We start from the raw sequence: 23,081 nt of genomic DNA on the forward strand, positions 1-23,081 counted from the left end.
GTCGTGGTCAGTCGAGGGTCTTGAGCCAGTTGTCCAGCAGCACGGCGCCGGCGTCGCCGGACTTCTCCGGGTGGAACTGGGTGGCCATGAGCGCGCCGTTCTCCACGGCGGCGACGAACGGCACGCCGTGCTCGGCCCAGGTGACGAGCGGCTCGGTGAACCCGTCGCCGGCGTGCAGCTCCCATTCGCGCACGCCGTAGGAGTGCACGAAGTAGAAGCGGGTCTCGGGGTCGAGCCCGGCGAACAGCACGCTCCCCGCGGGCGCCTTGACGGTGTTCCAGCCCATGTGGGGCAGCACGGGGGCGTCCAGCCGCTCGACCGTGCCCGGCCACTCGGCGCAGCCCTCGGTCTCCACGCCGTGCTCGACGCCGCGGGCGAACAGGATCTGCATGCCGACGCAGATGCCCAGCACCGGCCGGCCGCCGGCCAGCCGCCGCCCGACGATCTGCTCGCCGCGCACCGCCCTCAGCCCGGCCATGCACGCGGCGAACGCGCCCACGCCGGGCACCACCAGCCCGTCGGCCTCGACCGCCGCGTCGAAGTCGGCGGTCACGGTCACCTCCGCGCCGGTCCTGGCGAGAGCCCGCTCGGCCGAGCGCAGGTTGCCCGAGCCGTAGTCGAGGACGACGACGTTCTTCTTCACCACCACAACACCCCCGCCGTGACCGCCATGACCGCGCCCACGGCGCAGACGGCGGCTCCGATCTTGAGACCTTGCTTGAACAGGGAGAACACGCCGCCGGCGAGGAACAGTCCGACGAAGACCAGCACGACGGCGATGGCGTTGCCCGTCACAGCACGCCCTTGGTGCTGGGCACCCCCGTCGCGCGGGGGTCGAGCTCGGACGCCTCGCGCAGCGCCCGCGCCAGCGCCTTGAACTGGGCCTCGACGATGTGGTGGGCGTTGCGCCCGTAGGGGACGTGCACGTGCAGGCAGATCGCGGCCTGGGCGACCAGGGACTCCAGGATGTGGCGGGTCATCGTGGTGTCGTAGTCGTGGCCGATCATCGGCGCCATGCCCTCGGGCTCGGTGTGCACGAGGTAGGGGCGGCCGGACAGGTCGACGGTGACCTGGGCGAGGGACTCGTCCAGCGGGCACGACGCGCTGCCGAACCGCCTGATGCCCGACTTGTCACCCAGCGCCTCGCGGAACGCGGCGCCCAGCGCGAGCGCGGTGTCCTCGATCGTGTGGTGGGAGTCGATGTGCAGGTCGCCCTCGGTCTTGACGGTCAGGTCGAACAACCCGTGCTTGCCGAGCTGGGCCAGCATGTGGTCGAAGAAGCCGACCCCGGTGGCGACCTCCACCCGGCCGGTGCCGTCGAGGCCGACCTCCACCAGGACCGAGGTCTCCTTCGTGACGCGCTCGACGCGGCCTACGCGGCTCACAGGACTCCTTCCAGGGCGGCGCGGAAGGCCGCCATCTCCTCGCCGGTGCCGATCGACACCCGCAGCCATTCGGGCGGGCCCACCTCGCGGATGAGCACGCCCCGCTCCAGCAGCCCCTCCCAGACCGCGCGCCGGTCGGGGAAGCGGCCGAACAACACGAAGTTCGCGTCGGAGTCGGCGACCCGCAGCCCCTTGGCGCGCAGCCAGGCCACCGTGTCGTCCCGCTCGCGGCGCAGCGCGTCGACCGTGCCGAGCAGCTCCGCGCGGTGGCGCAGCGCCACCCGCGCCGCCGTCTGCGTGAGCGTCGACAGATGGTACGGCAGCCGCACCAGCAGCAGCGCCTCGATCACCGCCGGGTGCGCGGCGAGGTAGCCGAGACGGGTGCCGGCCATGGCGAACGCCTTGGACATCGTCCGGGTGACGATCAGCCGCGGGTGCTCCGGCAGCAGCGTCAGCGCCGACGGCGTGCCCTCGCGGGCGAACTCGGCGTAGGCCTCGTCCACCACGACCATGCCGGGCGCGGCCTTGAGCACGGCCTCGATGACGGGCAGCGGCTGCGCGGTGCCGGTCGGGTTGTTGGGCGAGGTCAGGAAGACGACGTCGGGGCGGTGCTCCTCGATCGCCGCGATCGCCTTGCCGGGGTCGATGGAGAAGTCGTCCTCGCGGCTGGCCCTGATCCACTCGGTGCTGGTGCCGCCGGTGATGATCGGGTGCATCGAGTAGGAGGGCTCGAACCCGATCGCCGTGCGGCCGTGGCCGCCGAACGCCTGCAGGATCTGCTGGAGCACCTCGTTGGAGCCGTTGGCCGCCCACACCTGCTCGGCGGAGAGCCCGTGGCCGAGGTAGCCGGCGAGGTCGGCGCGCAGGGCGAGGGCGTCGCGGTCGGGGTAGCGGTTGAGCTCGCCCGCCCGGCGGCGCACCTCCTCGGCGAGGTCGGCGACCAGCTCGGGCGAGGGCGGGTAGGGGTTCTCGTTGGTGTTGAGCCGGACCGGGACGTCGATCTGGGGAGCGCCGTAGGGCGACTTGCCCCTGAGGTCGTCGCGGATGGGCAGGTCGGCGAGCGTCACGTCGCCGGGCTTCAGGTCGGGGTTCACTCGCTCGTCTCCGTGGTGGGCACAGCGCTGGGCACGGCGGTGGGCGCGGTGGTGGGCACGCGCCAGTCGAAGCGGGCGCGGATGGCGGCGCCGTGGGCGGGCAGGTCCTCGGCGTCGGCCAGGACCGTGACGTGCGCGGCGGAGTGCGCCAGCGCGTCGCGGGTGTAGTCGACGACGTGGATGCCGCGCAGGAACGACTGCACCGACAGGCCGCTGGAGTGGCAGGCGCAGCCGCCCGTGGGCAGCACGTGGTTGGAGCCGGCGAGGTAGTCGCCGAGGGAGACCGGCGCGTACGTGCCCACGAAGATCGCGCCCGCGTTGCGCACCCGCGCCGCGACAGCGGCGGCGTCGGCGGTGTGGATCTCCAGGTGCTCGGCGGCGTAGGCGTCGACGACCTTCAGCCCGTCGTCGAGGTCGCTCACCAGCACGATGCCGGACTGCCGGCCGCTCAGCGCCTCGGCGATGCGCGCCGAGTGGCGGGTGGCCGAGACCTGGCCGGGCAGCTCCTTCTCCACGGCGTCGGCCAGCTCGGGGCTCGTGGTGACGAGCACGGCGGCGGCGATCGTGTCGTGCTCGGCCTGGCTGATCAGGTCGGCGGCGACGTGCACGGCGTCGGCGGTGTCGTCGGCGAGGATCGCGATCTCGGTCGGGCCGGCCTCGGAGTCGATGCCGATGCGGCCCTTCAGCAGGCGCTTGGCGGCGGCGACGTAGATGTTGCCCGGCCCGGTGACCAGGGTGGCCGGCGCGCATTCCTCGGTGCCGTAGGCGAACATGGCCACGGCCTGGGCGCCGCCCACGTTGTAGACCTCCTCGACGCCGAGCAGGGCGCAGGCGGCGAGGATCGTGGGGTGCGGCAGCCCGCCGAACTCCTTCTGGGCGGGGCTCGTGACGGCCAGCGAGGGGACGCCCGCCTCCTGGGCGGGGACGACGTTCATGACCACGCTGGAGGGGTAGACCGCGCGTCCGCCGGGGACGTAGAGGCCCACCCGGTCGACGGGGACCCACCGCTCGGTGACCGTGCCGCCCGGCACCACCTGGGTGGTGACGTCGGCGCGCCGCTGGTCGCGGTGGACCAGCCGGGTCCGCCGGATCGACTCCTCCAGCGCCGCGCGCACCCGCGGGTCGAGCTCGGCGAGAGCGCGCTCGATGGCCTCGGCGGGGACGCGGGTGGTGGCGATCTCCACGCCGTCGAACCTGGCGGTCAGCTCCCGTACGGCTGCCACGCCGCGATGGCGCACGTCGTCGCAGATGGGCCGCACCTTCTCCAGGGCGGCCTCGACGTCGAGCTCGGCGCGGGGCAGCACGTCACGCAGGTTCGCCGGGAGGGAACCGCGCATGTCAATACGGGAAATCACCCCCACAGTCTACGGAGTCCGGGCCCCGAATCTCGCTCTGTCCACACTGCGGGACAAGGGGACGGACCGGGGCATCCGGCGGCGCCGGCTTCCGGTGCGGGGCGTACGACGGCCGCGTGGCGGCATTCGCCTATACAGCCACGCGGCCGTCGCCGCCCCGGACCGGGCCTGCCGGGGCGTTCCGCCGTGGCCGCCACGGGGGCGCGGCCACGACTCCGGAGGAAGTTCGGGTTGTGCCGTTCCCGAGGCGAAGAGCGTTTAACGTCCCAGATCGAACTACTTTCTGCTACTAAAGCTGGCCCTAAGTTATCTTTACCGCTAGAGCCACCCGTTCCGGGCGAGTCCGGAAACATGACGGTCGCTTTTTTATTACATGTCCATTATGTCCGGTCGCATACCCTTGCCACATGGGACAGTGGCGCGGGCCGGACGGCATCCTGGTGGAGGCGATCATTCTCGACGACCGCCCCCTCCTCCGCGTCACCCACAACATCGGCGGCCGGACCTACCTGCGCGGCTACTGCCACAACGTCACCGAGCTGCACCGCCACGGCGTCGACCTGGCCGAGCTCGTCGAGGACGGGCCGCTTGACCATCCGGAGACCCCTCACCACCCTTGACGATCAAGCGGACGGGGTAATGCACGCACCATGGTGCGGCTGCCGGCCTACGCGCCGATGCTCGCCCAGCTCGGCGCCCTGACCTCCGTCCAGGGCGAGGACTGGGCCGTCGAGATGAAATGGGACGGCGTGCGCGCCCTCGCCTACGTGGAGGGCGGCGCCGTCCGCCTGATGTCACGCAACGGAAAGGACATCACCCCCGCCTACCCCGAGCTCCAGCTCATGGCCGGCGCCACGGACCGCCGCGCCGCCGTGATCGACGGCGAGATCGTCGCCTTCGACGAGGCCGGCCGCCCCAGCTTCGGCGCGCTCCAGCCGCGCATGCACCAGCGCAACCCGGTCGCCGTCGCCGAACTGGCCAGGGCCGTGCCGGTGACGTTCATGGCCTTCGACATCCTGCACCTGGACGAGACGCCCACCATCGGCCTGCCCTACACCGAGCGGCGGCGGCTGCTCGAAAGCGTGCTCACGCCGGGGTTCCGGTGGCAGGTGCCCGTCTCGTTCCCCGACCACGCCGAGCGCGCGCTCGACTCCTCCCGCCGGCTCGGGCTCGAAGGGGTGGTGTGCAAGCGGCTGAACTCGCCGTACCGGCCGGGCCGGCGCAGCACGGAATGGACCAAGATCAAGAACGTCAGCGCCGTCGAGGTCGTCATCGGCGGCTGGCGGCCCGGCGGCGGCCGGCGCTCCGGCACCATCGGCTCGCTGCTGCTCGGCGCGTACGACGAACGCGGCCGGCTGCGCTACGTCGGCCACGTCGGCACCGGCTTCACCCAGGCCATGCTCGCCGACCTGCACCAGCGGCTCGCCCCCCTGGAGCGGCCGGAATCGCCGTTCGCCGAGCCGGTGCCGCGCGAGCACGCCCGCGACGCCCGCTGGACCGAGCCCGTCCTGGTCGGCGAGGTCCAGTACGCCGAGCTCACCGGCGACGGCCTGCTGCGCCACCCGTCCTGGCGCGGCCTGCGCCCCGACCGCTCCCCCGCCGACGCGGTCACCTCCGAACTCCTTCCGCGCCCTGGCGACGCCGCCACCGGCTGACCCGGACCGATCACGACACGACCCTCATGACTACGGTTCGTCCCATTCTCGTGACTTAAAGTGACCGAGAGGATCTGCTCCGTAACCACGCACAGGGGGACACCGTGGCGAGAACGCTGGTCACCACACTGGTCACGGCACTGGCCGCACTCGGCGGCCTCGCGATCCAGCCGTCACCCGCCACCACCACCGCCGCAAGCGGTGCCGCCGCGCAGGTGCGGGTCGGGGCGGAGTCATCCCCCCTCATGCGCCCCCGCCAGGCCATCCGCTACTGGACGCCCGCCAGGCAGGCCGGGGCCGGCGCCGCCGACCTGCCCGCCACCCGGGCGCCCCTGGTCCCCGCCTCCGCCCGCCGCCTGCTCAGCGTGCCCGACGGCAAGCGCATCACCCCCGGCGGCGACGTCAACGGCTACGCCCCCGTCCGCCGGCCGTACACCGGGGCCGCGCGCAGCCGCGTCACCGGCCGGCTGTTCTTCGTCAACTCCGGCGGGCATGGCGACTCCTGCAGCGCGAGCGTCGTCCGCTCGGCGTCCGGGCTGCTCGTCGTGACCGCCGCCCACTGCGTCTACAGCGTCCCCGAAGGGGCCGAGCGCGGCGAATGGCACAGCAACTTCGCCTTCGTCCCCGCCTACGACGGGCGCGCCACCAGCGAGCGGCAGCGCGAGCCGTACGGACGCTGGGGCGGGCGCCGCGCCTGGAAACCCGGCGCCTACACCGGCCAGGCCGGCGGCGACTGGAACTCCGTCTACGACGTCGCCCTCATCGAGGTCGGCCGGCGCGAGCGCACCCTCCAGGACGCCGTCGGCGCCCTCACCCCCCTGCTCAGCCAGGGCGGGCGGCACACCGTCGTCGCCGCCGGCTACCCCGGCGTCTTCGGCAGGAAGCCCTACGACGGCAGGGACCAGCTCTGGTGCCTGGCCCGCACCCAGCCGGCCCGCGCGCTCGCCGCGGTCAGCGCCGCTGTCACCGCCACCGAGCCGGTGGGCAAGCTGGAGACGTACAACTGCCACCTGTCCAAAGGCCACAGCGGCGGCCCCTGGGTGGTCAAGGGCACCCGCGACCTCGTCGGCGTGCTGTCGGCCGGCACCGAGGACGGCGAGGCCGACGGCTACTCCGTCGCCAACGCGCTCAACGTCGGGAGCTACGGCGCCATCGTCAAGAAGGCCGACCCGCGCGGCGTGTACGACGCCCTCTCCACCACCGCCACCGGCCCCACCGGCCCGGTGCGCCGCGGCCGGACCGCCGCCGTCACCGCCACCGTCGCCATGCGCGGCCTCCTGGCCTCCGCCCAGGTGCCGGTCACCCTCCGCGTCCCCGACGGCGCCACGCTCACCGCCGTCACCGGCGCCACCTGCGCCCGCACCGCCCAGCAGGCCGCCTGCGCGCTCGACACCGTACGGCCCGGCCACCCGGTCCGGCTCACCGCCCGCGTACGCCTCGCCGCCGACGCGCCGCGGCAGGTGCCGCTCACCGTGCACGTCGCCGCCACCGGCCTCGACCCGGCGCCGCGCGACAACACCGCGGTGGCCCGCATCCCGGTTCAGGACTGAGGCGCCGGCTCCCGCAGCGTGCGCGCCAGCAGCCACGCCAGGACCGGGAACACCACCAGGCAGGCCAGCGCCACCCGCAGCGACGACGCCTCCGCGACCGCGCCCACCAGCGGGCTGGTCAGCCCGCCCACGCTCACCGCGAGCCCCAGCGTCACGCCGCCCGCCGTGCCCACCCGGTTCGGCAGGAGGTCCTGGCCCAGCGTGACGTGCAGGGAGAACGGTACATACAGGGCGATCGAGGAGGCGGCCACGAAGACGTACGCGGCCGGCCCCGGCGCGAGCACCACGCCCGCGACCGCCGGGACCGCCGCCGCGTACGCCAGCCGCATCGTCCGCACCCGACCCCACCGGGCCGCCAGCCTCCCGCCCAGCACCGTCCCGGCCGCCCCGCCCGCGAACAGCACGAACAGCGCCACGGCCCCCGCCGCGCCGCCGCCCACGTACAGGGCGACGAACGTGCTCAGGCCCACGTACACGACCGACCGGAACACGATCACCAGCGTCAGCCGCGCGAACGAGCGCCAGTCGTCCCGCCCGCGCACGGCCCGGGTCCCTTCCCGCCGCGTCCCGCCACCGCCGCCCGTCAGCGCCAGCACCGCGGGCAACGTCACCAGCGCACCCGCCACCGCCGGGAACGCCAGCAGCGGCGACGCCCCCAGCCCCCACCCCGCCAGCAACGGGGTCACCAGCACCGGAGCCGCGGCGAACCCCAGCGTCCCGCCCAGCGAGAACCAGCTCATCCGCACATGACTGCCCGCGCTGGCGATCCGCGCCAGCCGCGCCGACTCCGGATGGTAGGCCGCCACCCCCAGCCCGGACAGCGCCACCGCGACGCAGGTCAGGGCGTACGAACCGGCCACCCCGCCCACCGCCACCCCCGCCCCGGCCGCCACCATGCTCACCGGGATCAGCCACGGCATCCGCCACCGGTCCGTCAGCAGCCCGAACACCGGCTGCACGACCGACGACAACAACGTCGCCGCCAGCACCACCCCCGAGACCGCGACGTAGCCGTACCCGCGCTCGGCCACCAGGAAAGGCACCAGGGCGGGCACCGCGCCCTGGTAGAGATCGACGGCCGCGTGCCCGGCGGCCAGCATGGGGACCCTGTTCACAGCTCCGATCGTGGCCCGCGCCGCCGATGGCCTGCTTCCGATAAAGTGCCAACTCGTGTCGGAGATCCGCCACCTCGCCGAGGCGCCCACCGGACGGCGCCCGCTCGCGCCCGGCGGCGGCATCGACGCCCACCGCCACGACACCCACCAGATCGTGTACGCCTGCCGCGGCGTCCTGTCCGTCACCACCGGCGCCGGGGTCTGGGTGGCGCCCGCCAACCGCGCGATCTGGGTGCCCGCCGGCACCGTCCACGAGCACCGGGCGCACGGCGACACCGACCTGCGCCTGATCGGCCTCACCGGCAACCCGCTCGCCCTCGACCGCCCCGCCGTGCTCGCCGTCGACCCCCTGCTCCGCGAGCTGATCGTCGCCTACACCGGCGAACCAGGCGACCTCGGGGACGGCGAGCGCGGGCGGTTGCTGGCAGTGCTGCTGGACCGGTTGCGGCGGGCGCCCGAGCAGGCGTTCCATCTGCCCGCGCCCACCGACCCCCGTCTCGCCGCCGTCTGCGCCGCGCTGGAGCGCGACCCCGCCGACCGCAGGACGCTGGGCGAGCTGGCCACCGGGGCGGGCGCGAGCGAGCGCACCCTGGCCCGGCTGTTCAGGAACGAGCTCGGCATGACCTTCCCTCAGTGGCGCACCCAGCTCCGCCTGCACCACGCGCTCCTGCTCCTGGCCGACGGCCTGCCGGTGACCGCGGTCGCGCACCGCTGCGGGTGGGCGTCGGCGAGCGCGTTCATCGACGTGTTCCGGCGCGCCCTGGGGTACACCCCCGGCCGTGCCTTTACATTGTAGATTCGCTACAATCCCTCTTTGTGAGCAAAGCGAAAGGCAAAGGCGGCACGCCGGCCACGATGGCACTGACCAGGGCCAAGGCCGACTTCACGCTCCACCCGTACGACCACGACCCCTCGGCCCAGGCCTACGGCGAGGAGGCCGCCGACGCGCTCGGCCTCCCGTACGAGCGCATCTTCAAGACCCTCGTCGCCGAGACCGAGAGCGGCCTCGCGGTGGCCGTGGTGCCGGTGGCCGGCAAGCTCGACCTCAAGGCGCTCGCCCACGCGCTGGGCGGCAAGCGGGCCGCCATGGCCGACGCGGCCAGGGTCGAGCGGGTGACCGGCTACGTCGTCGGCGGCATCAGCCCGCTCGGCCAGCGCAAGCAGCTCCCGACCGTGGTCGACTCCTCCGCGCTCGACTTCCCGACGATCTACTTCTCCGCCGGGAGGCGCGGCCTCCAGATCGAGACCGCGCCCGACAACCTCATCACGCTCACCCGCGCCGTCACCGCTCCGATCGGTAAGGCCAGCTGATCAGTGACGGTGGCGGCGTGGCCAGGGGCGCCGCTCCCAGCCCTCGAGCGGCTCGCGGGGCGGCCACTCCAGTGACGGCACGCCCGGCGTCTGGCCCAGCAGCCACTGGAAGAGCCTGCGGTGCCGGCGGAAGGCCCGGTCGCCGTGCCGCTTCTTCCGCTTCTCCTCCTCGGCCAGCGCCTCCTTGAGTCCGGGCGTGTTGCCGCCGCCGAAGCGGCTCATGTCCGGCGGATGGAAGCCTCGGGGCTCGACCGCCTGCAGCGCCGGCCCCATCGACTCCACCCAGATCGGCCCGGGCAGCGACGCGCCCTGCACCGCCCCGTAGTAGTCGTCGCCGATCTGCACGTCCCGCAGCGGGTAGCGGTAGGAGCCCCGGATGTCGCCGACGCTGACCGCGGCCGCGAGCTGCGGGGTGTACCCGGCGAACCAGGCCGAGGTGTAGCCGTTGTTCGTGCCGGTCTTGCCGGCGGCCGGGCGGCCGATGCTCTGCCCCTTCATGGTGCCCTTGTCGAAGACGCCTTCGAGGACGTGGTTGACCGCGTCCGCGACCGGCCGCTCGATGGCCTGCTCGCAGGAGGGCGGCACGTGGGTGCGCCGCCCGTCCCTGCCGACGATCTCGACGATGGCGAGCGGCCGGCAGTAGGTCCCGCGAGCCGCGAACGCCGCGAACGCCGCCGCCACCGTCACCGGGTCCATCTCGTTGATGCCCAGCGTGAACGTCGGCACCTCGCGCAGCGGCGTCCCGTCGGCCCTGGCGATGCCGAGCGCCTTGGCGGTCTTGACCACGTTGCACAGCCCGACCTTGCGCTCCAGCATCATGTAGAAGATGTTCACCGACTTCCAGGTGCCGGTCTCGATGCTGTGCGGGCCGCCCTCGCCCTCGCCGCTGGCGTTGAGCACGCGGGTGCCGGGGTCGTTGACCGGCCGGCCCTCGCAGTTGCGGTAGCCGGCGGCGGGCACCAGCGCCCCTGGCGTCTGGAAGCCGTCGCCGAACCTCCACCCCTGCCGCAGCGCCGTGGCCAGGGTGAACACCTTGAACGTCGAGCCCGCCTGGAAGCCCTGGCCGCCGCCGTGGGCGACGTCGGCGACCAGGTTGAAGGTGGTCCTGGAGCCGTTCTTGCGGTTGCCGGGGTTGCGGCCGAACCGTTTGCTGGCCGCCATCGCCCGGATCCGGCCGGTGCCCGGCTCGACCATGGCCTCGGCGGCCACCTCGGTGTCCGCGGGATGGACGTGGCGGCGGATGGCGCGCTCGGCGGCGCGCTGCGCGATCGGGTCGAGGCTGGTCCTGATCGTCAGGCCGCCCCGCGCCATCCGGGCCCGCCGGATCGACGGGGTGTTGCCGAAGGCGGGGTTCGACAGCAGCTCACGCTGGACGTACAGGCAGTAGAACGGGTAGTCGCTCTGCTCGCAGCCGCCGGGCTCGGGCCGCAGCATGATGCCGAGCGGCGTGCTCTTGGCCGCCGCCGCCTCCTGCTGGCTGATGATCTTCAGCCCGGCCATGCGGTCCAGCACGAGGTCGCGCCGGGCCCGCAGCCGGGTGCGGTGGGCCGAGCCGAGCGAGGGATCGGTCGAGTACGGCATCCGCACCGCCCCCGCCAGCGTGGCCGCCTGGGTCAGCGTCAGCTGGGCGGCCGAGGTGGAGAAGAAGCGGCGGGCCGCCGCCTCCACGCCGTACGCCCCCGCGCCGAAGTAGGCGATGTTGAGGTAGCGCTCCAGGATCTCGTCCTTGCGGTACTTGCGCTCCAGCGCCATCGCCAGCCGCAGCTCGGTGATCTTGCGGGCCAGGTTGGGCGCGCGGGCCCGGTCGCGTTCCTCGTCGGTACGCGCGCTCTCCACCAGGATGTTCTTGACGAGCTGCTGCGTCAGCGACGAGCCGCCCTGGCGGATGCCGCCCGCCTGGGTGTTGGTCAGCAGCGCCCGCAGGGTGCCGCGCACGTCGAGGCCGCCGTGCTCGTAGAAGCGGGCGTCCTCGATGGCCACGATGGCCCTGCGCATGATGGGCGAGACCGACGCCAGCGGCACAGCCGTCCTGTTGGCCTCGTAGAACTGGGCGAACGGCCGGCCGTCCCGGTCCAGCAGCCTGGTCACCTGCGCCAGCGGCTCCTCGCGGGGCGCCGCCGGCAGCTGGACGAAGGTGTCGGCGACGTTCTTGGCCGCCAGGCCGCCCCCGCTCACCACGGGCGCGGCCAGCGCCGCCGCCAGCACGCCGCCCAGCGCACCGGTCAGTGCGAGCGTTCCGGCGGTCCTGAGTACGGTCACTCAAACGATGTGCAACCGGACGATCACCGGCAAACGCCCGAACCCTGCCTCTTTACCGTTGCCTGCGAATGTTCAGACCCAGCGAGGCGAACTGCTCGAACGGCTGGTGGTACCCGCGCTCGATGTGGTGCACCCCGCGCAGCGTGGACGGCCCGTCGGCCACCGCCGCCGCCAGCACCGCCGAGAACCCGGCCCGGATGTCGGGCAGCGTCACGTCGGCGCCCTTGAGCTTGGACACGCCGCGCACGACGGCCGAGTGGCGGGCGTTGGTGTCGTGGTAGCGGCAGGCCGGGCCGCCGAGGCACTGGTCGAAGACCTCGATCTCGCAGCCCATCTTCTGCAGCGCGGGCACGTACACCAGGCGGTTCTCGAAGACCGTCTCGTGCAGCACCGACATGCCCTGGCTCTGCGTGAACAGCACCATGAGCGGCGTCTGCCAGTCGGTCATGAACCCCGGATGGGTGTCGGTCTGCACGGCCGCCGCGCGCAGCCCCTCCGGCGGCGCGGTGGCGCACAGGTACTGGTCGTTGATCTCGAAGTCGGCGCCCATCCTGGCCAGCGTGGTGATGGCGGTGACCAGGCGGTCCTGCGGGCAGCCGTGCACCCGTACCTCTCCCCCGGTCACCAGGCCGGCCGCCAGGTACGAGAACGCCTCGATGCGGTCGCCGGTCAGCCAGGTCGAGGCGCCGCGCAGCCGTTCGACGCCCTCGATGACGATCCTGCGGTCGGGCGACAGCTCGATCCGCGCCCCCATCCGCTGCAGGAACAGCGCCAGCTCCACCACCTCGGGCTCCATGGCGGCGTTCTTCAGCACCGTCTTGCCCTCGGCCAGCACCGCCGACATCAGCACCGTCTCGGTCGCGCCCACGCTCGGGTACGGCAGCTCGATCCGGGTGCCGTGCAGCCGTCCCGCCTTGGCGTAGATGCCGGTGTCGCCCACCTCCACCTCGGCGCCCATCGAGCGCAGCGCCTCCACGTGGAAGTTCACCGGCCGCCGCCCGATGGGGTCGCCGCCGACCAGCGGCACGAACGCCTCCCCCGCCAGGTGCAGCAACGGGCCGAGCATGAGGATCGGGATGCGGTTGAGCCCGGTGAACGCGTCGGGCACCCGCGGCTCGATGTGCGCCCCCGGCTCGATCCTGATCTCCGGCCCGTCGATCCGCACGTGGATGCCGAGCGCCTCCAGCATGGCGGCCGTGATGCCGACCTCGCCCACCTCGGGGGCGTTGTGGATGCTGCTCTCGCCGGTTCCCAGCATGGCGGCGACCATGTGCTTGGACACGCCGTTCTTGGAGCCGCGCACCTCGACGTCCCCCCGGAGCGGGCCGGAGGGCTCAATCAGCCAGACCTCTTCTGCAATCACGAAGCGAGCCTAGCCGGGGGATACCATCAAGTGATTCGGACGGAGATATCAGGGAGCGTGGAGTGACGAGGGAAGTACGCGCCTTCGCGGTAACTGTCCTCGCACTCGCCACACTCGGGATCGGCGCCGGGCTGCTCTGGTCCGCCGTGTCGCCGCGCGCCCCCTACCAGGTCACCGAGCGCGGGCTCGTGCTGGCCGATATCTCCACGCAGGCGCTCATCGCCGCCGACGGCTGGTACGCCGTGATCACCGGCGGGCTCGGGCTGCTCTGCGGCGCGGCCGGCTGGTTCGCCGGGCGGCGGTGGATGCTGGGCGTGCTGGCCGGGCTCGGCGTGGGCGGGAGCGCGGGGGCGGCGCTCACGTACTGGGCAGGCTCGACGTTCACGATCGGGGCCGTCACGGTGGAGGCGGCGGCCGTGCCCGGGGTGAAGATCGTTCCAGGGGCTCTGGCGCTGACCGCGAACGGCGTCGCGGTGGCCTGGCCGCTGCTCGCGGTGGGGTTGTTCGGGCTGCTGGAGGGCATGCACGGCTACCGCGAGTCGCCGCTGCGGCAGCCGTACGGCGAGGGCACGCTCAGCGGCCCCCTCGACGGTCCCGCAGGCGGGCCCCTCGACGGGCCTGTCGACCGCGGGGACGGCCCCGTCCGCGGCTGAAGCCGTCGCGGACGACCCGCCGCCGCCCGGCCGGTCACCCGATCCCCGGCCGGCCGGTCATCCGGCCCCCGGCCGGGGGTCAGCCGTCCCGCGTCCACGCCCGCAGCTTCTCCGGATTGCGCACCGCCCAGATCCGGGTGACACGGCCGCCGTCGATCTCGAACGACGCCACGGTCCCGACCGCGCCGGCCTGCCGCGCCACCAGGCCGGGCGTTCCGTTGACCGTCCGCTCCAGGAGTTCGAGCCCCGGGGCCAGGTCGGCGATGGCGACCATGTAGCGGGCGATCTCCGCGCCGCCCTCGACCGGATGCAGGACGCTGCTGACCAGGCCGCCGCCGTCGGCGGTCAGCACGGCGGCCGGGTCGAGGAGGTCGACGAGGGCCGCGATGTCCTTGGCCTGCCAGGCCTCCTTGACCCGCCGTACGGTCTCGGCCTGCTCGGCCGCCGGCCCGGGCGTCCGCGCCAGGCGCGCCCGCCGCCGCGCGGAGGAGGCGAGCTGCTTGCAGGCCGCGGGGCTGCGGCCGAGTACGCCGGCGATCTCGGCGAACGGGTAGCGGAAGACGTCGTGCAGGACGAACGCCACCCGTTCCGCGGGCGTCATCGACTCCAGGACGACGAGGAAGGCCGTGGTCACCGACTCGTCCATCACCAGCAGGTCGGCGGGGTCGGCGCCGGGCCCCTCACCACCCTCTGCGCGGTCCGGCAGGGGCTCGGGCAGCCACGCGCCGACGTACCGTTCGCGCCGGGCCCGCGCCGAGCCGAGCACGTCCAGGCAGATGCGGCCGGTCACCGTCGTCAGCCAGGCGCCGGGGGACACGACCTCGTCCCGCCGGTCGCGGGGCAGCGCGTACCAGCGCGCGTAGGCCTCCTGCACGGCGTCCTCGGCCTCGGACAGCGAGCCGAGCAGCCGGTAGGCGACGTTGATCAGCGGGCCTCGCTCACCGGCGAGCTCGCCGGCGCCCGTCACAGACGTCCCCATGGTCTCCGGCAGCCTCCTCGCCTTACCTTTCGCGGGCCCGCGTCGTCGGGCATGTGAGACCTTATCGACCTACCGCCCCGGGGCGGAAAGGGGACCATGACATGGCCACCCAGGCGACGGCACAGGGCCGTCTCTCGTTTCTGCGGATCGCGATCGCCCTGCAGACCTTGACCATCTTCCTGCAGGCGATCTCCGCCGGACTGCTGCTGACCACGTCCTACGGGGAGACGCTGCACAGCATCGGAGCCCGGGTGATGTGGGGCGCGGCGCTGCTGTACGTGATCGCGGCGGTGCTGGCGTGGAAGCCCGGCGGCGGCTCCCCCCGGCCCATCGGGCAGGCGGCCGTTTTCCTCATCCTCGCCTCGGCCCAGGTGGCGCTCGGCATCGCGCACATCACGGCGGTCCATCTGCCCCTGGGCGTCCTGATGTTCGGCCTGAGCGTGCTGGCGCTGGCGCGGCGCTGACGCCCGTGACGCGGATCGGTGGCGGGGGTCAGAGGAGCGGGCGGCGCAGGCCGTGACCGGTCGCCTGCTCGAAGGCGCGCGCCACGCGCAGCACCCGCGCGTCGGCGAACGGCGCGCCCACGATCTGCACCCCCACCGGCAGCCCCTCCGGCGTGAACCCGGCCGGCACCGACGCGGCCGGCGCGTGCAGCACACTGATCCAGTACGCCGAGCGCATCCACGCCAGGTAGTCCGGCAGCTCCTGCCCGTTGATCTCGCCGACGTACGGGTGCTCGACCGGGAACGGCGGCACCTGGCTGACCGGCGCGATCAGCACGTCGTAGACGTCGAAGAAAGCCGCCATGCGCTGGTAGAGGCGGCTGCGCGCGCGCTCGGCCCGCGCCAGGTCGGCGCCGGTGACCCGGCGGCCCTGCTCGACGTTCCAGGCCGTGTTGGGGCCGAGGCGGTCGAGGTCGCCGAAGGACAGCGCGTAGTTCCAGGCCCGGTAGGTGCGGAAGGCGTCCTCGGCGTCCGACAGGTCGAGCTCGACCTGCTCCACCCGCGCCCCGAGCCGCTCGAACACGGCCGGCGCGGTCGCGGTGACCGCCGCCGTACGCGGGTCGACGGGCAGCCCGCCGAGGTCGGGGCTCCACGCCACGCGCATCCCCCGCACGCCCTCCTCCGGCTCGGGCGCGAAGAACTCCTTGATCGCGTACGGCGAGCGCCGGTCGAACCCGGCGATCGCGCCCAGCATCAGCGTGACGTCCTCGACCGTGCGGGCCATCGGCCCGAGGACCGACAGCGTGTACCAGGCGTTGACGTCGGAGACCACCGGGACGCGGCCGGGGGTGGGCCGCAGCCCCACCACGTTGCAGAACGAGGCCGGGTTGCGCAGTGAGCCGCCCATGTCGGAGCCGTCGGCCAGCGGCACCATGCCGGTGGCGAGCGCCACGGCCGCCCCGCCGCTGCTGCCGCCCGCCGACCTCGACAGGTCGTAGGGGTTCCTGGTCGCGCCGAACACCTCGTTGACCGTGTGGGAGCCGGTGCCGAACTCGGGCGTGTTGGTCTTGCCGATGCTGATCGCGCCGGCCGCGCGCAGCCGCTCGACGATCAGCTCGTCCCGGTCGGGGACGTGGTCGGCGTAGACCGGCGAGCCGTACGTGGTGCGGATGCCGGCGGTGTCGACGAGGTCCTTGTGCGCGACGGGCACTCCGTGCAGCGGGCCGTCCGGCTCGCGGGCGTCGGCCGCCTTCGCCGCGTCGAGCGCCTGCTCGGCGGCCAGCGTGACGACGGCGTTGACGTGCGGGTTGACCTGGTCGATGCGGTCGAGGCAGGCCCGGACCGCCTCGACGGCGCTCACCTGCCTGGTCCTGATCAGTCCGGCCAGCTCGGTCGCGCTGAGGTAGTGCAGTTCGCTCACCCTGACGATCCTGCCCCACGGGGTGCGGGCGGGCGACGGCGAGGGTTGCCGATCGCCACCCCGCCCCCCTGTGAAGATCAGGCACCGCGACCGCGCGTACCCAGCCGGGACCGGGGGTCAGGCGCCGAGGCAGGCTGGGCCGAGGAGTTGTTTGAGGTCGCCCATCAGGGCCGGCGACGGGGTGACGCGCAGCCGGTCGTCGACCCGCATCACCGTCGTCCGCGGCCCGTTGTGGACCTGGAGGTGCACCTCCGACGTGCCCGGATGCGTGGTGAGGATCTCCTTCAGCCGGCTCACCACGGGAGGCGTGCAGCGGGTCAGCGGCAGGCTCACCAGCAGCGGCCCGCCGGCCTCCTGGGTGAGGTCGGGCGCGGTCACCTCCATCGCGATGATCTTGCCGATGTCCTCCCGCTTGTCGATGCGCCCCTTGACGAACACGATCGCGTCCTCGGCCAGGATCGTCGAGCAGAGCTGGTAGGCCGACGGGAAGATCATCACCTCGATGGCGCCTTCGAGGTCCTCCAGCTGGGTCAGCACCCAGGTGTCGCCCTTCTTGGTGACCTTGCGCTGCACCCCGCTGAGGATGCCGCCCACCGTCACGATCTGCCCGTCGGGCCGGCTGTCGTCCTGCAGGGCCGCGATCGAGCAGTCGGCCCCGGCCGCCAGGATGTGCTCGACGCCGAACAGCGGGTGGTCGGAGACGTAGAGGCCCAGCATCTCCCGCTCGAACTGCAGCAGCGTCGTCTTGTCCCACTCGCCCGGCGGGATCTGCACGTCGAACGTCTGGTCCTCGCCGCCGTCGATCGCGCCGAACAGGGAGTCCTGGCCGATGGCCTCGTTCTTCTTGATGTCGATGATCGCGTCGACGGCCTGCTCGTGCACCATGACCAGGCCCTTGCGGACGTGCCCGAGCGAGTCGAACGCGCCGGCCTTGATCAGCGACTCGATGACGCGCTTGTTGCACACCAGCGCGGGCACCTTGCGCAGGAAGTCCTTGAAGTCGGCGAAGCGGCCCTTCTCCTTGCGCGCGGCGATGATGCCGTCGACGACGTTGGCGCCGACGTTGCGGATGGCCGACAGGCCGAAGCGGATGTCGGTGCCGCGCGGGGTGAAGTCGAAGTCGGAGTCGTTGACGTCCGGCGGGAACACCTTGATGCCCATGCGGCGGCACTCGTTGAGGTAGAGCGCCGACTTGTCCTTGTCGTCCTTGACCGACGACAGCAGCGCGGCCATGTAGGCGGCCGGGTGGTTGGCCTTGAGGTAGGCGGTCCAGTAGGAGACCAGGCCGTAGCCGGCGGTGTGGGCCTTGTTGAAGGCGTAGTCGGAGAAGGGCAGCAGGATGTCCCACAGGGCCTTGACCGCGGCGTCGGAGAAGCCGTTGTCCTTCATGCCGGCCTCGAAGGTCACGAACTGTTTGTCCAGCTCGGACTTCTTCTTCTTGCCCATCGCGCGGCGCAGCAGGTCGGCGCCGCCCAGCGAGTAGTTGGCGACCTTCTGGGCGATGGCCATGACCTGCTCCTGATAGACGATCAGGCCGTAGGTCGTGGACAGGATCTCCGCGAGCGGCTCCTCCAGCTCGGGATGGATCGGGGTGATCTCCTGCGCGCCGTTCTTGCGCAGCGCGTAGTTGGTGTGGGAGTTGGCGCCCATCGGGCCGGGGCGGTAGAGCGCGAGGGCGGCGGAGATGTCCTCGAAGTTGTCGGGCTTCATCAGCCGCAGCAGGGTGCGCATGCCGCCGCCGTCGAGCTGGAAGATGCCGAGCGTGTCGCCCCGGGCCAGCAGCTCGTAGGACTTGCGGTCGTCGAGCGGCAGCTTGAGCAAGTCGATCTTCTCGCCGCTGGTGCCCTCGATCATCTTGAGGCAGTCGTCGATGATCGTGAGGTTGCGCAGGCCCAGGAAGTCCATCTTCAGCAGGCCGAGCGTCTCGCAGGTCGGATAGTCGAACTGCGTGATGATGGCGCCGTCGGAGTCGCGGCGCATGATCGGGATGTGGTCGGTCAGCACCTCGGCGGACATGATCACGCCGGCGGCGTGCACGCCGGTCTGCCGGATCAGGCCCTCCAGGCCGCGCCCGAGGTCGATCGTCGACTTGACGTCGACGTCCTCCTCGTAGAGCTTGCGCAGCTCGCCGGCCTCGGCGAAGCGGGGGTGGTCCTTGTCGAAGATGCCCGACAGCGGGATGTCCTTGCCCATGACGGCGGGCGGGAACGCCTTGGAGACCTTGTCGCCCAGCGCGTAGGGGTAGCCGAGGACGCGGCCGGCGTCCTTGACGGCGGCCTTGGCCTTGATGGTGCCGAACGTGGCGATCATGGCGACCTTGTCGGCGCCCCACTTCTCGGTGACGTAGCGGATCACGTCGCCGCGCCTGCGCTCGTCGAAGTCGATGTCGACGTCGGGCATGGACACGCGCTCGGGGTTGAGGAAGCGCTCGAAGATCAGGCCGTGCGGGATCGGGTCGAGGTCGGTGATGCCCAGCGCGTACGCCACCAGCGAGCCGGCCGCCGAGCCACGCCCCGGGCCGACGCGGATGCCGTTGTTCTTGGCCCACATGATGAAGTCGGCGACCACGAGGAAGTAGCTGGGGAAGCCCATCTGGACGATGACCCGCAGCTCGTTCTCGGCCCACTCGCGGTGCTCGTCGTCGATGCCCTCGGGGAAGCGGCGCTCCAGGCCCTTCCAGACCTCCTGCCGGAAGAACCCCTCCTCGGTCATCCCCTCGGGGATGGGGAAGGTCGGCATGAGGTTCTTGTAAGTGAAGAACCCCTCGGGATCGACCTTCTCCGCCACCAGCAGGGTGTTGCGGCAGCCCTCGGCCCACAGGTCGGAGGAGTCGACGGCGCGCATCTCGTCGGCGGTCTTGATGTAGTAGCCGGTGCCGTCGAAGCGGAAGCGGTCGGGGTCGGACAGCTGCTTGCCGGTCTGGATGCACAGGAGGGCGTCGTGGGAGGCGGCGTCGGACTCGTAGGTGTAGTGGGAGTCGTTGGTGACGAGGGGCGGGATGCCCAGCTCCTTGCTGATGCGGGTCAGCCCGTCGCGGACGCGGCGCTCGATGTCGAGGCCGTGGTCCATGATCTCCAGGAAGAAGTTGTCCTTGCCGAAGATGTCCTGGTATTTCGCGGCGGCCTTGAGCGCCTCGTCGTACTGGCCGAGACGCAGCCGGGTCTGCACCTCGCCGGAGGGGCAGCCGGTGGTGGCCATGAGGCCCTCGGAGTGCTCGGCGAGGATCTCGGCGTCCATGCGGGCCCACTTGCGCACGAACCCCTCGGTGAAGGCGCGCGAGCTGAGCTTCATCAGGTTGTGCAGGCCCGTCTTGTTGCGGGCCCAGATCGTCATGTGGGTGTAGTAGCCGCCCGCCGAGACGTCGTCCCTCTTCTGGTGCGGCTCGCCCCACAGCACCGGGCGCTTGTTGTGGCGCAGCTCCGGCGCGACGTACGCCTCGATGCCGATGATCGGCTTGATGCCGGCGCCGGTGGCCTGCTTGTAGAAGTCGTAGGCGCCGTGCATGTTGCCGTGGTCGGTGATGGCGATCGCCGGCATGCCGAGGTCGCCGACCTGTTTGAACATCTGCTTCAGCCGGGCGGCGCCGTCCAGCATCGAGTATTCGGTGTGCACGTGCAGATGGACGAACGAGTCGCTGGACGACATGGAGCGGCGCCTCCCGGGTCTGCCTGACGGTGCCCGCCGGACGATGGCGGTGGTCCGACTCTAGTGGCCCGCACCGACATCCTGGAGCCGCCCCGCGACGATCGCCGGGCGCCGTTCCGGACGGGGTCGCGGACGGCGCGCCGGGGGCTCGCGCGGTCAGCGGCGCCGATATCGTCGTGACCACGGAACGTAGCGGGAAGGACGCGGAGTGCGCACGCAGACCGACGAGGGTTACTCGCACGCGCTGGGCAACCGGCAGGTCCAGATGATCGCGATCGGCGGGGCGATCGGGGTGGGGCTGTTCCTCGGCGCGGGCGGCCGGCTGCAGGCCACCGGGCCCGCGCTGGTGCTGTCGTACGCCGCGGCCGGCCTCGCCGCCTTCTTCGTCATGCGGGCGCTCGGCGAGCTCGTGCTCTACCGGCCCACGTCGGGGTCGTTCGTCGAGTACGCCGGCGAGTTCATCGGCCCGTGGGCGGCCTTCGCCAGCGGGTGGATGTACTGGGTCAACTGGGCGTTCACCGGCATCGCCGAGCTGACCGCCATCGCCGCGTACATCCACTACTGGGCGCCCGCCTTCCCCCAGGCGCTGACGGCGCTGATCGCGCTCGGCTTCGTCCTCGTGGTCAACCTGCTGTCGGTGCGGCTGTTCGGCGAGCTGGAGTTCTGGTTCGCGCTGCTGAAGGTGCTGGCGATCACCGTCTTCCTCGTCGTGGGGCTGGTGCTGGTGGTCTTCTCGGTCGGCGGCGCCGGGCCGGCCAACCTGGTCGCGCACGGCGGGTTCACGCCGACCGGGCTGCCCATGGTGCTGATGAGCCTGCAGTCGGTGGTGTTCGCGTACGCCTCGATCGAGCTGGTCGGCATCGCGGCGGGCGAGACGGCGCGGCCCCGCGAGGTGATGCCGAAGGCCGTCAACGGCGTGGTGTGGCGCATCGCGGTCTTCTACGTGGGATCGGTGCTGCTGCTGGCGATGGTGCTGCCGTGGACGGCCTACCGGGCGGGGGTGTCGCCGTTCGTGACCGTCTTCTCCGGGCTCGGCGTGCCGTGGGCGGCCGACGCCATGAACCTCGTCGTCATCACGGCGGCCATGTCCTCGTGCAACTCCGGCCTGTACGCGACCGGGCGCATCCTGCGGTCGATGGCCAGGAAGGGCGAGGCGCCGGGGTTCGCCGTCGCGCTGAGCAGGCGGCACGTGCCCGTCGGGGGCATCGTGTTCACGGCGCTCACGTTCCTCGGCGGGGTCGTGCTGTTCTACTTCCTGCCGGAGCGGGCGTTCAACATCGCCACGGCGGGCGCCTCGCTCGGCGTGGTCACCACCTGGGGGGTGCTCGTCTACTGCCAGCTGCGGCTGCGGCGGGCGGGGCACCGCTCGGCGTTCCCCATGCCGGGCTCGCCCGTCACCAACTGGCTGACGCTGGCGTTCCTGGCGCTGGTGGTGCTGCTGATGCCGTTCGCCGACCGCGATCAGCGGGTGGCGTTCTTCCTCATCCCGGCGCTGGTCGCGGCCATCGCCGTGGGGTGGCTGCTGGTGCGCAGGCGGCGTGACGCGCCCGCGCGGGCCCTCGCGGCTCGCGAAGGGCGGCCGGAGACGGGTTAGTCTCGATGCGGCACGAAGTCCGCCGTCCGGGGGGAGGCCGCACTGGACACGACCGAGCCCGATCTCGCCCACCGGGCGACCGAGCCCGCCTCGCCCACCCTCACAGAGCCCATCCTCACAGAACCCACCCTCACAGAACCCACCCTCACTGAGCCCGTCCCCGCACCCGTGCCGCCGTCCTCGCGCCCGCCGTCATCGGAGCGGGGCGCGGGGCGGTCGCGGTGGCGGGGAGTGCCGGGGCGGGTCGTCGCCGCGGTCGTCCTGGGTGTCGTCCTCGCGGCCGCCTGCCTGCCGCTCGGCGTGGTGCCGAAAGTGGCCTGTGCCGTCCTCGGCCTCGGCTGCCCGGACCTGACCGCGCCGGCCGGCCGGCTCCCCGAACGGATCCGCCTCACGCCGCTCCAGGCGGCGCAGAGCGGCGCGTACGTCGGCCTCGGCGACTCCTACTCCTCCGGCGAAGGCGTCTACGACCAGGACACCGAGCCGGTCAACGACGGCGCCGACCGCTGCCACCGGGCCGGCGGCTCGTACGTCCCCGTGATCGCCGAGACCTACCGTTTCGCCGGCGGCACCGCCTTCTACGCCTGCAGCGGCGCCACGACCGGCCAGCTCCTCACCGGCCAGTGGGGCCACCCCCCGCAGATCAGCCGGGTCGGCCCGGAGGCGAGCCTGATCACGCTGAGCATCGGCGGCAACGACGCGGGCTTCTCCAAGGTCCTGACCGCCTGCATCGCCAAACTGCCCTGGTCGTCGGCCTGCGTCGACCAGGACGCCGCCGTCGGCCGCCGCATCGAGCAACTGCGCGCCGACATGCTCAAGGTCCTGCGCGAGCTGCGCGGCCGCGCGCCCGAGGCGCGGATCGTCGTCCTCGGCTACCCCCGGCCGTTCCCGCAGGACCCGGTGGCCTCCGTCGACAACCTGAGCGCCGACGACCAGCGGTGGATCAACGGCGTGGCCCGGCGGCTCAACGACACGGTCGGGTCCGTGGTGCGTGACTTCGACCGGGCCATCGCGGCGTTCGGCGGGCCGGGCAGCGCCGAGTACGTGGACGCCTACGAGGCCTTCACGGGGCACGAGGTGGGGCGGCAGCAGCCTTACCTGAACGGGCTGGCGCTGGACATGGACCCGATCAACGTCAACGCCCGCAGCTACCACCCGACGGGCGAGGGTTACCGGCGCTTCGCCGAGCTGATCACCGAACAGATCGCCGCCGGCCCGGGCCGCCCGCTCAACAACTACCGCCTCACCGCCGGCCCCTGACGG

The 23,081-nt window shown here is 72.5% G+C and carries 20 protein-coding genes; 9 read left to right on the forward strand and 11 right to left on the reverse strand.

All coding sequences use genetic code 11. The features are described 5' to 3' along the window. Positions 1 to 7: 7 nt before the first annotated feature. The 5 genes from hisH to hisD are packed head-to-tail and all read right to left on the reverse strand — an operon-like array spanning position 8 to position 3,834. Complete coding sequence (hisH, locus tag SMD20_RS14255) at positions 8 to 643, reverse strand: imidazole glycerol phosphate synthase subunit HisH (RefSeq protein WP_329580343.1); 636 nt, start codon at positions 641 to 643, stop codon at positions 8 to 10. Next, positions 640 to 795 carry a hypothetical protein gene (locus tag SMD20_RS14260; protein WP_177240453.1) on the reverse strand — a complete coding sequence of 52 codons (156 nt, stop codon included), beginning with the start codon at positions 793 to 795 and terminating at the stop codon, positions 640 to 642. Before SMD20_RS14260 ends, hisH begins: the two co-directional genes overlap by 4 nt. Then, positions 792 to 1,385 carry an imidazoleglycerol-phosphate dehydratase HisB gene (gene hisB, locus SMD20_RS14265; RefSeq protein WP_329580346.1) on the reverse strand — a complete coding sequence of 198 codons (594 nt, stop codon included), beginning with the start codon at positions 1,383 to 1,385 and terminating at the stop codon, positions 792 to 794. The genes SMD20_RS14260 and hisB overlap by 4 nt, the downstream gene beginning before the upstream one ends. Then, the gene (locus SMD20_RS14270; protein WP_329580350.1) at positions 1,382 to 2,479 is read right to left on the reverse strand and encodes a histidinol-phosphate transaminase; all 1,098 of its coding nucleotides are present in this window, start codon (positions 2,477 to 2,479) and stop codon (positions 1,382 to 1,384) included. Before SMD20_RS14270 ends, hisB begins: the two co-directional genes overlap by 4 nt. After that, on the reverse strand, positions 2,476 to 3,834 hold the full coding sequence (gene hisD, locus SMD20_RS14275; protein WP_329580352.1) for a histidinol dehydrogenase: 1,359 nt from the start codon (positions 3,832 to 3,834) through the stop codon (positions 2,476 to 2,478). Before hisD ends, SMD20_RS14270 begins: the two co-directional genes overlap by 4 nt. A gap of 407 nt (positions 3,835 to 4,241) precedes the next feature. Here hisD and SMD20_RS14280 point away from each other — a divergent pair, with 407 nt between their 5' ends. The 3 genes from SMD20_RS14280 to SMD20_RS14290 all read left to right on the forward strand — a co-directional run bounded on the left by SMD20_RS14280 (position 4,242) and on the right by SMD20_RS14290 (position 7,039). Then, positions 4,242 to 4,454, forward strand: a complete 213-nt coding sequence (locus SMD20_RS14280; RefSeq protein WP_329580355.1) for a hypothetical protein — start codon at positions 4,242 to 4,244, stop codon at positions 4,452 to 4,454. A gap of 30 nt (positions 4,455 to 4,484) precedes the next feature. Beyond that, entirely contained in the window at positions 4,485 to 5,489 is a 1,005-nt protein-coding gene (gene ligD, locus SMD20_RS14285; RefSeq protein ID WP_329580358.1) for a non-homologous end-joining DNA ligase, read from the forward strand. 104 nt (positions 5,490 to 5,593) lie between these two features. Continuing rightward, complete coding sequence (locus tag SMD20_RS14290; RefSeq protein ID WP_329580362.1) at positions 5,594 to 7,039, forward strand: trypsin-like serine peptidase; 1,446 nt, start codon at positions 5,594 to 5,596, stop codon at positions 7,037 to 7,039. Here SMD20_RS14290 and SMD20_RS14295 read toward each other — a convergent pair. Next, positions 7,030 to 8,154: an MFS transporter gene (locus SMD20_RS14295; protein WP_329580365.1), complete on the reverse strand. Its 1,125-nt coding sequence runs from the start codon at positions 8,152 to 8,154 to the stop codon at positions 7,030 to 7,032. The genes SMD20_RS14290 and SMD20_RS14295 overlap by 10 nt on opposite strands. 55 nt (positions 8,155 to 8,209) lie before the next feature. Here SMD20_RS14295 and SMD20_RS14300 point away from each other — a divergent pair, with 55 nt between their 5' ends. Next, entirely contained in the window at positions 8,210 to 8,950 is a 741-nt protein-coding gene (locus tag SMD20_RS14300) for an AraC family transcriptional regulator (RefSeq protein ID WP_329580369.1), read from the forward strand. A 59-nt stretch (positions 8,951 to 9,009) separates the two neighbouring features. Beyond that, the gene (gene ybaK / locus SMD20_RS14305; protein WP_329592545.1) at positions 9,010 to 9,465 is read left to right on the forward strand and encodes a Cys-tRNA(Pro) deacylase; all 456 of its coding nucleotides are present in this window, start codon (positions 9,010 to 9,012) and stop codon (positions 9,463 to 9,465) included. Here ybaK and SMD20_RS14310 read toward each other — a convergent pair whose 3' ends face one another. Both SMD20_RS14310 and murA read right to left on the reverse strand, forming a co-directional pair. Next, the gene (locus tag SMD20_RS14310; protein ID WP_329580373.1) at positions 9,466 to 11,724 is read right to left on the reverse strand and encodes a transglycosylase domain-containing protein; all 2,259 of its coding nucleotides are present in this window, start codon (positions 11,722 to 11,724) and stop codon (positions 9,466 to 9,468) included. It abuts the gene before it with no gap. Between the two features lie 52 nt (positions 11,725 to 11,776). Next, positions 11,777 to 13,087, reverse strand: a complete 1,311-nt coding sequence (murA, locus tag SMD20_RS14315; protein WP_329580376.1) for a UDP-N-acetylglucosamine 1-carboxyvinyltransferase — start codon at positions 13,085 to 13,087, stop codon at positions 11,777 to 11,779. Positions 13,088 to 13,149: 62 nt separating this feature from the next. Between murA and SMD20_RS14320 the strand changes: the two genes are divergently transcribed. Then, on the forward strand, positions 13,150 to 13,740 hold the full coding sequence (locus tag SMD20_RS14320) for a hypothetical protein (RefSeq protein WP_329580379.1): 591 nt from the start codon (positions 13,150 to 13,152) through the stop codon (positions 13,738 to 13,740). A 79-nt stretch (positions 13,741 to 13,819) separates the two neighbouring features. Here SMD20_RS14320 and sigJ read toward each other — a convergent pair whose 3' ends face one another. Beyond that, complete coding sequence (gene sigJ, locus SMD20_RS14325) at positions 13,820 to 14,719, reverse strand: RNA polymerase sigma factor SigJ (RefSeq protein ID WP_329580382.1); 900 nt, start codon at positions 14,717 to 14,719, stop codon at positions 13,820 to 13,822. Positions 14,720 to 14,820: 101 nt separating this feature from the next. On the opposite strand from sigJ, the gene SMD20_RS14330 reads away from it, so the two are divergent. Then, on the forward strand, positions 14,821 to 15,183 hold the full coding sequence (locus tag SMD20_RS14330) for a hypothetical protein (protein WP_329580385.1): 363 nt from the start codon (positions 14,821 to 14,823) through the stop codon (positions 15,181 to 15,183). Positions 15,184 to 15,211: 28 nt separating this feature from the next. Here SMD20_RS14330 and SMD20_RS14335 read toward each other — a convergent pair whose 3' ends face one another. Next, the gene (locus SMD20_RS14335; RefSeq protein ID WP_329580388.1) at positions 15,212 to 16,582 is read right to left on the reverse strand and encodes an amidase; all 1,371 of its coding nucleotides are present in this window, start codon (positions 16,580 to 16,582) and stop codon (positions 15,212 to 15,214) included. A 117-nt stretch (positions 16,583 to 16,699) separates the two neighbouring features. Next, positions 16,700 to 20,227, reverse strand: coding sequence for a DNA polymerase III subunit alpha (gene dnaE / locus SMD20_RS14340; protein ID WP_329580391.1), 3,528 nt, complete (start codon positions 20,225 to 20,227; stop codon positions 16,700 to 16,702). Positions 20,228 to 20,435: 208 nt separating this feature from the next. Here dnaE and SMD20_RS14345 point away from each other — a divergent pair, with 208 nt between their 5' ends. Together SMD20_RS14345 and SMD20_RS14350 are read left to right on the forward strand one after the other, a co-directional pair. Beyond that, positions 20,436 to 21,821 carry an amino acid permease gene (locus SMD20_RS14345; protein ID WP_329580394.1) on the forward strand — a complete coding sequence of 462 codons (1,386 nt, stop codon included), beginning with the start codon at positions 20,436 to 20,438 and terminating at the stop codon, positions 21,819 to 21,821. Positions 21,822 to 22,052: 231 nt separating this feature from the next. After that, positions 22,053 to 23,078 (forward strand): SGNH/GDSL hydrolase family protein, encoded by a 1,026-nt coding sequence (locus tag SMD20_RS14350; RefSeq protein WP_329580397.1) that lies wholly within the window; start codon positions 22,053 to 22,055, stop codon positions 23,076 to 23,078. Positions 23,079 to 23,081: the final 3 nt, after the last annotated feature.

This window comes from Nonomuraea sp. LP-02, from assembly GCF_036289125.1.
GTDB lineage: Bacteria > Actinomycetota > Actinomycetes > Streptosporangiales > Streptosporangiaceae > Nonomuraea > Nonomuraea bangladeshensis.

Coding starts and splice junctions, on each gene's coding strand:
- SMD20_RS14280 (WP_329580355.1), top strand. CDS start 4,242: ATGGGACAGTGGCGCGGGCCGGACGGCATCCTGGTGGAGGCGATCATT.
- ligD (WP_329580358.1), top strand. CDS start 4,485: ATGGTGCGGCTGCCGGCCTACGCGCCGATGCTCGCCCAGCTCGGCGCC.
- ybaK (WP_329592545.1), top strand. CDS start 9,010: ATGGCACTGACCAGGGCCAAGGCCGACTTCACGCTCCACCCGTACGAC.
- sigJ (WP_329580382.1), bottom strand. CDS start 14,719: ATGGGGACGTCTGTGACGGGCGCCGGCGAGCTCGCCGGTGAGCGAGGC.
- SMD20_RS14330 (WP_329580385.1), top strand. CDS start 14,821: ATGGCCACCCAGGCGACGGCACAGGGCCGTCTCTCGTTTCTGCGGATC.
- dnaE (WP_329580391.1), bottom strand. CDS start 20,227: ATGTCGTCCAGCGACTCGTTCGTCCATCTGCACGTGCACACCGAATAC.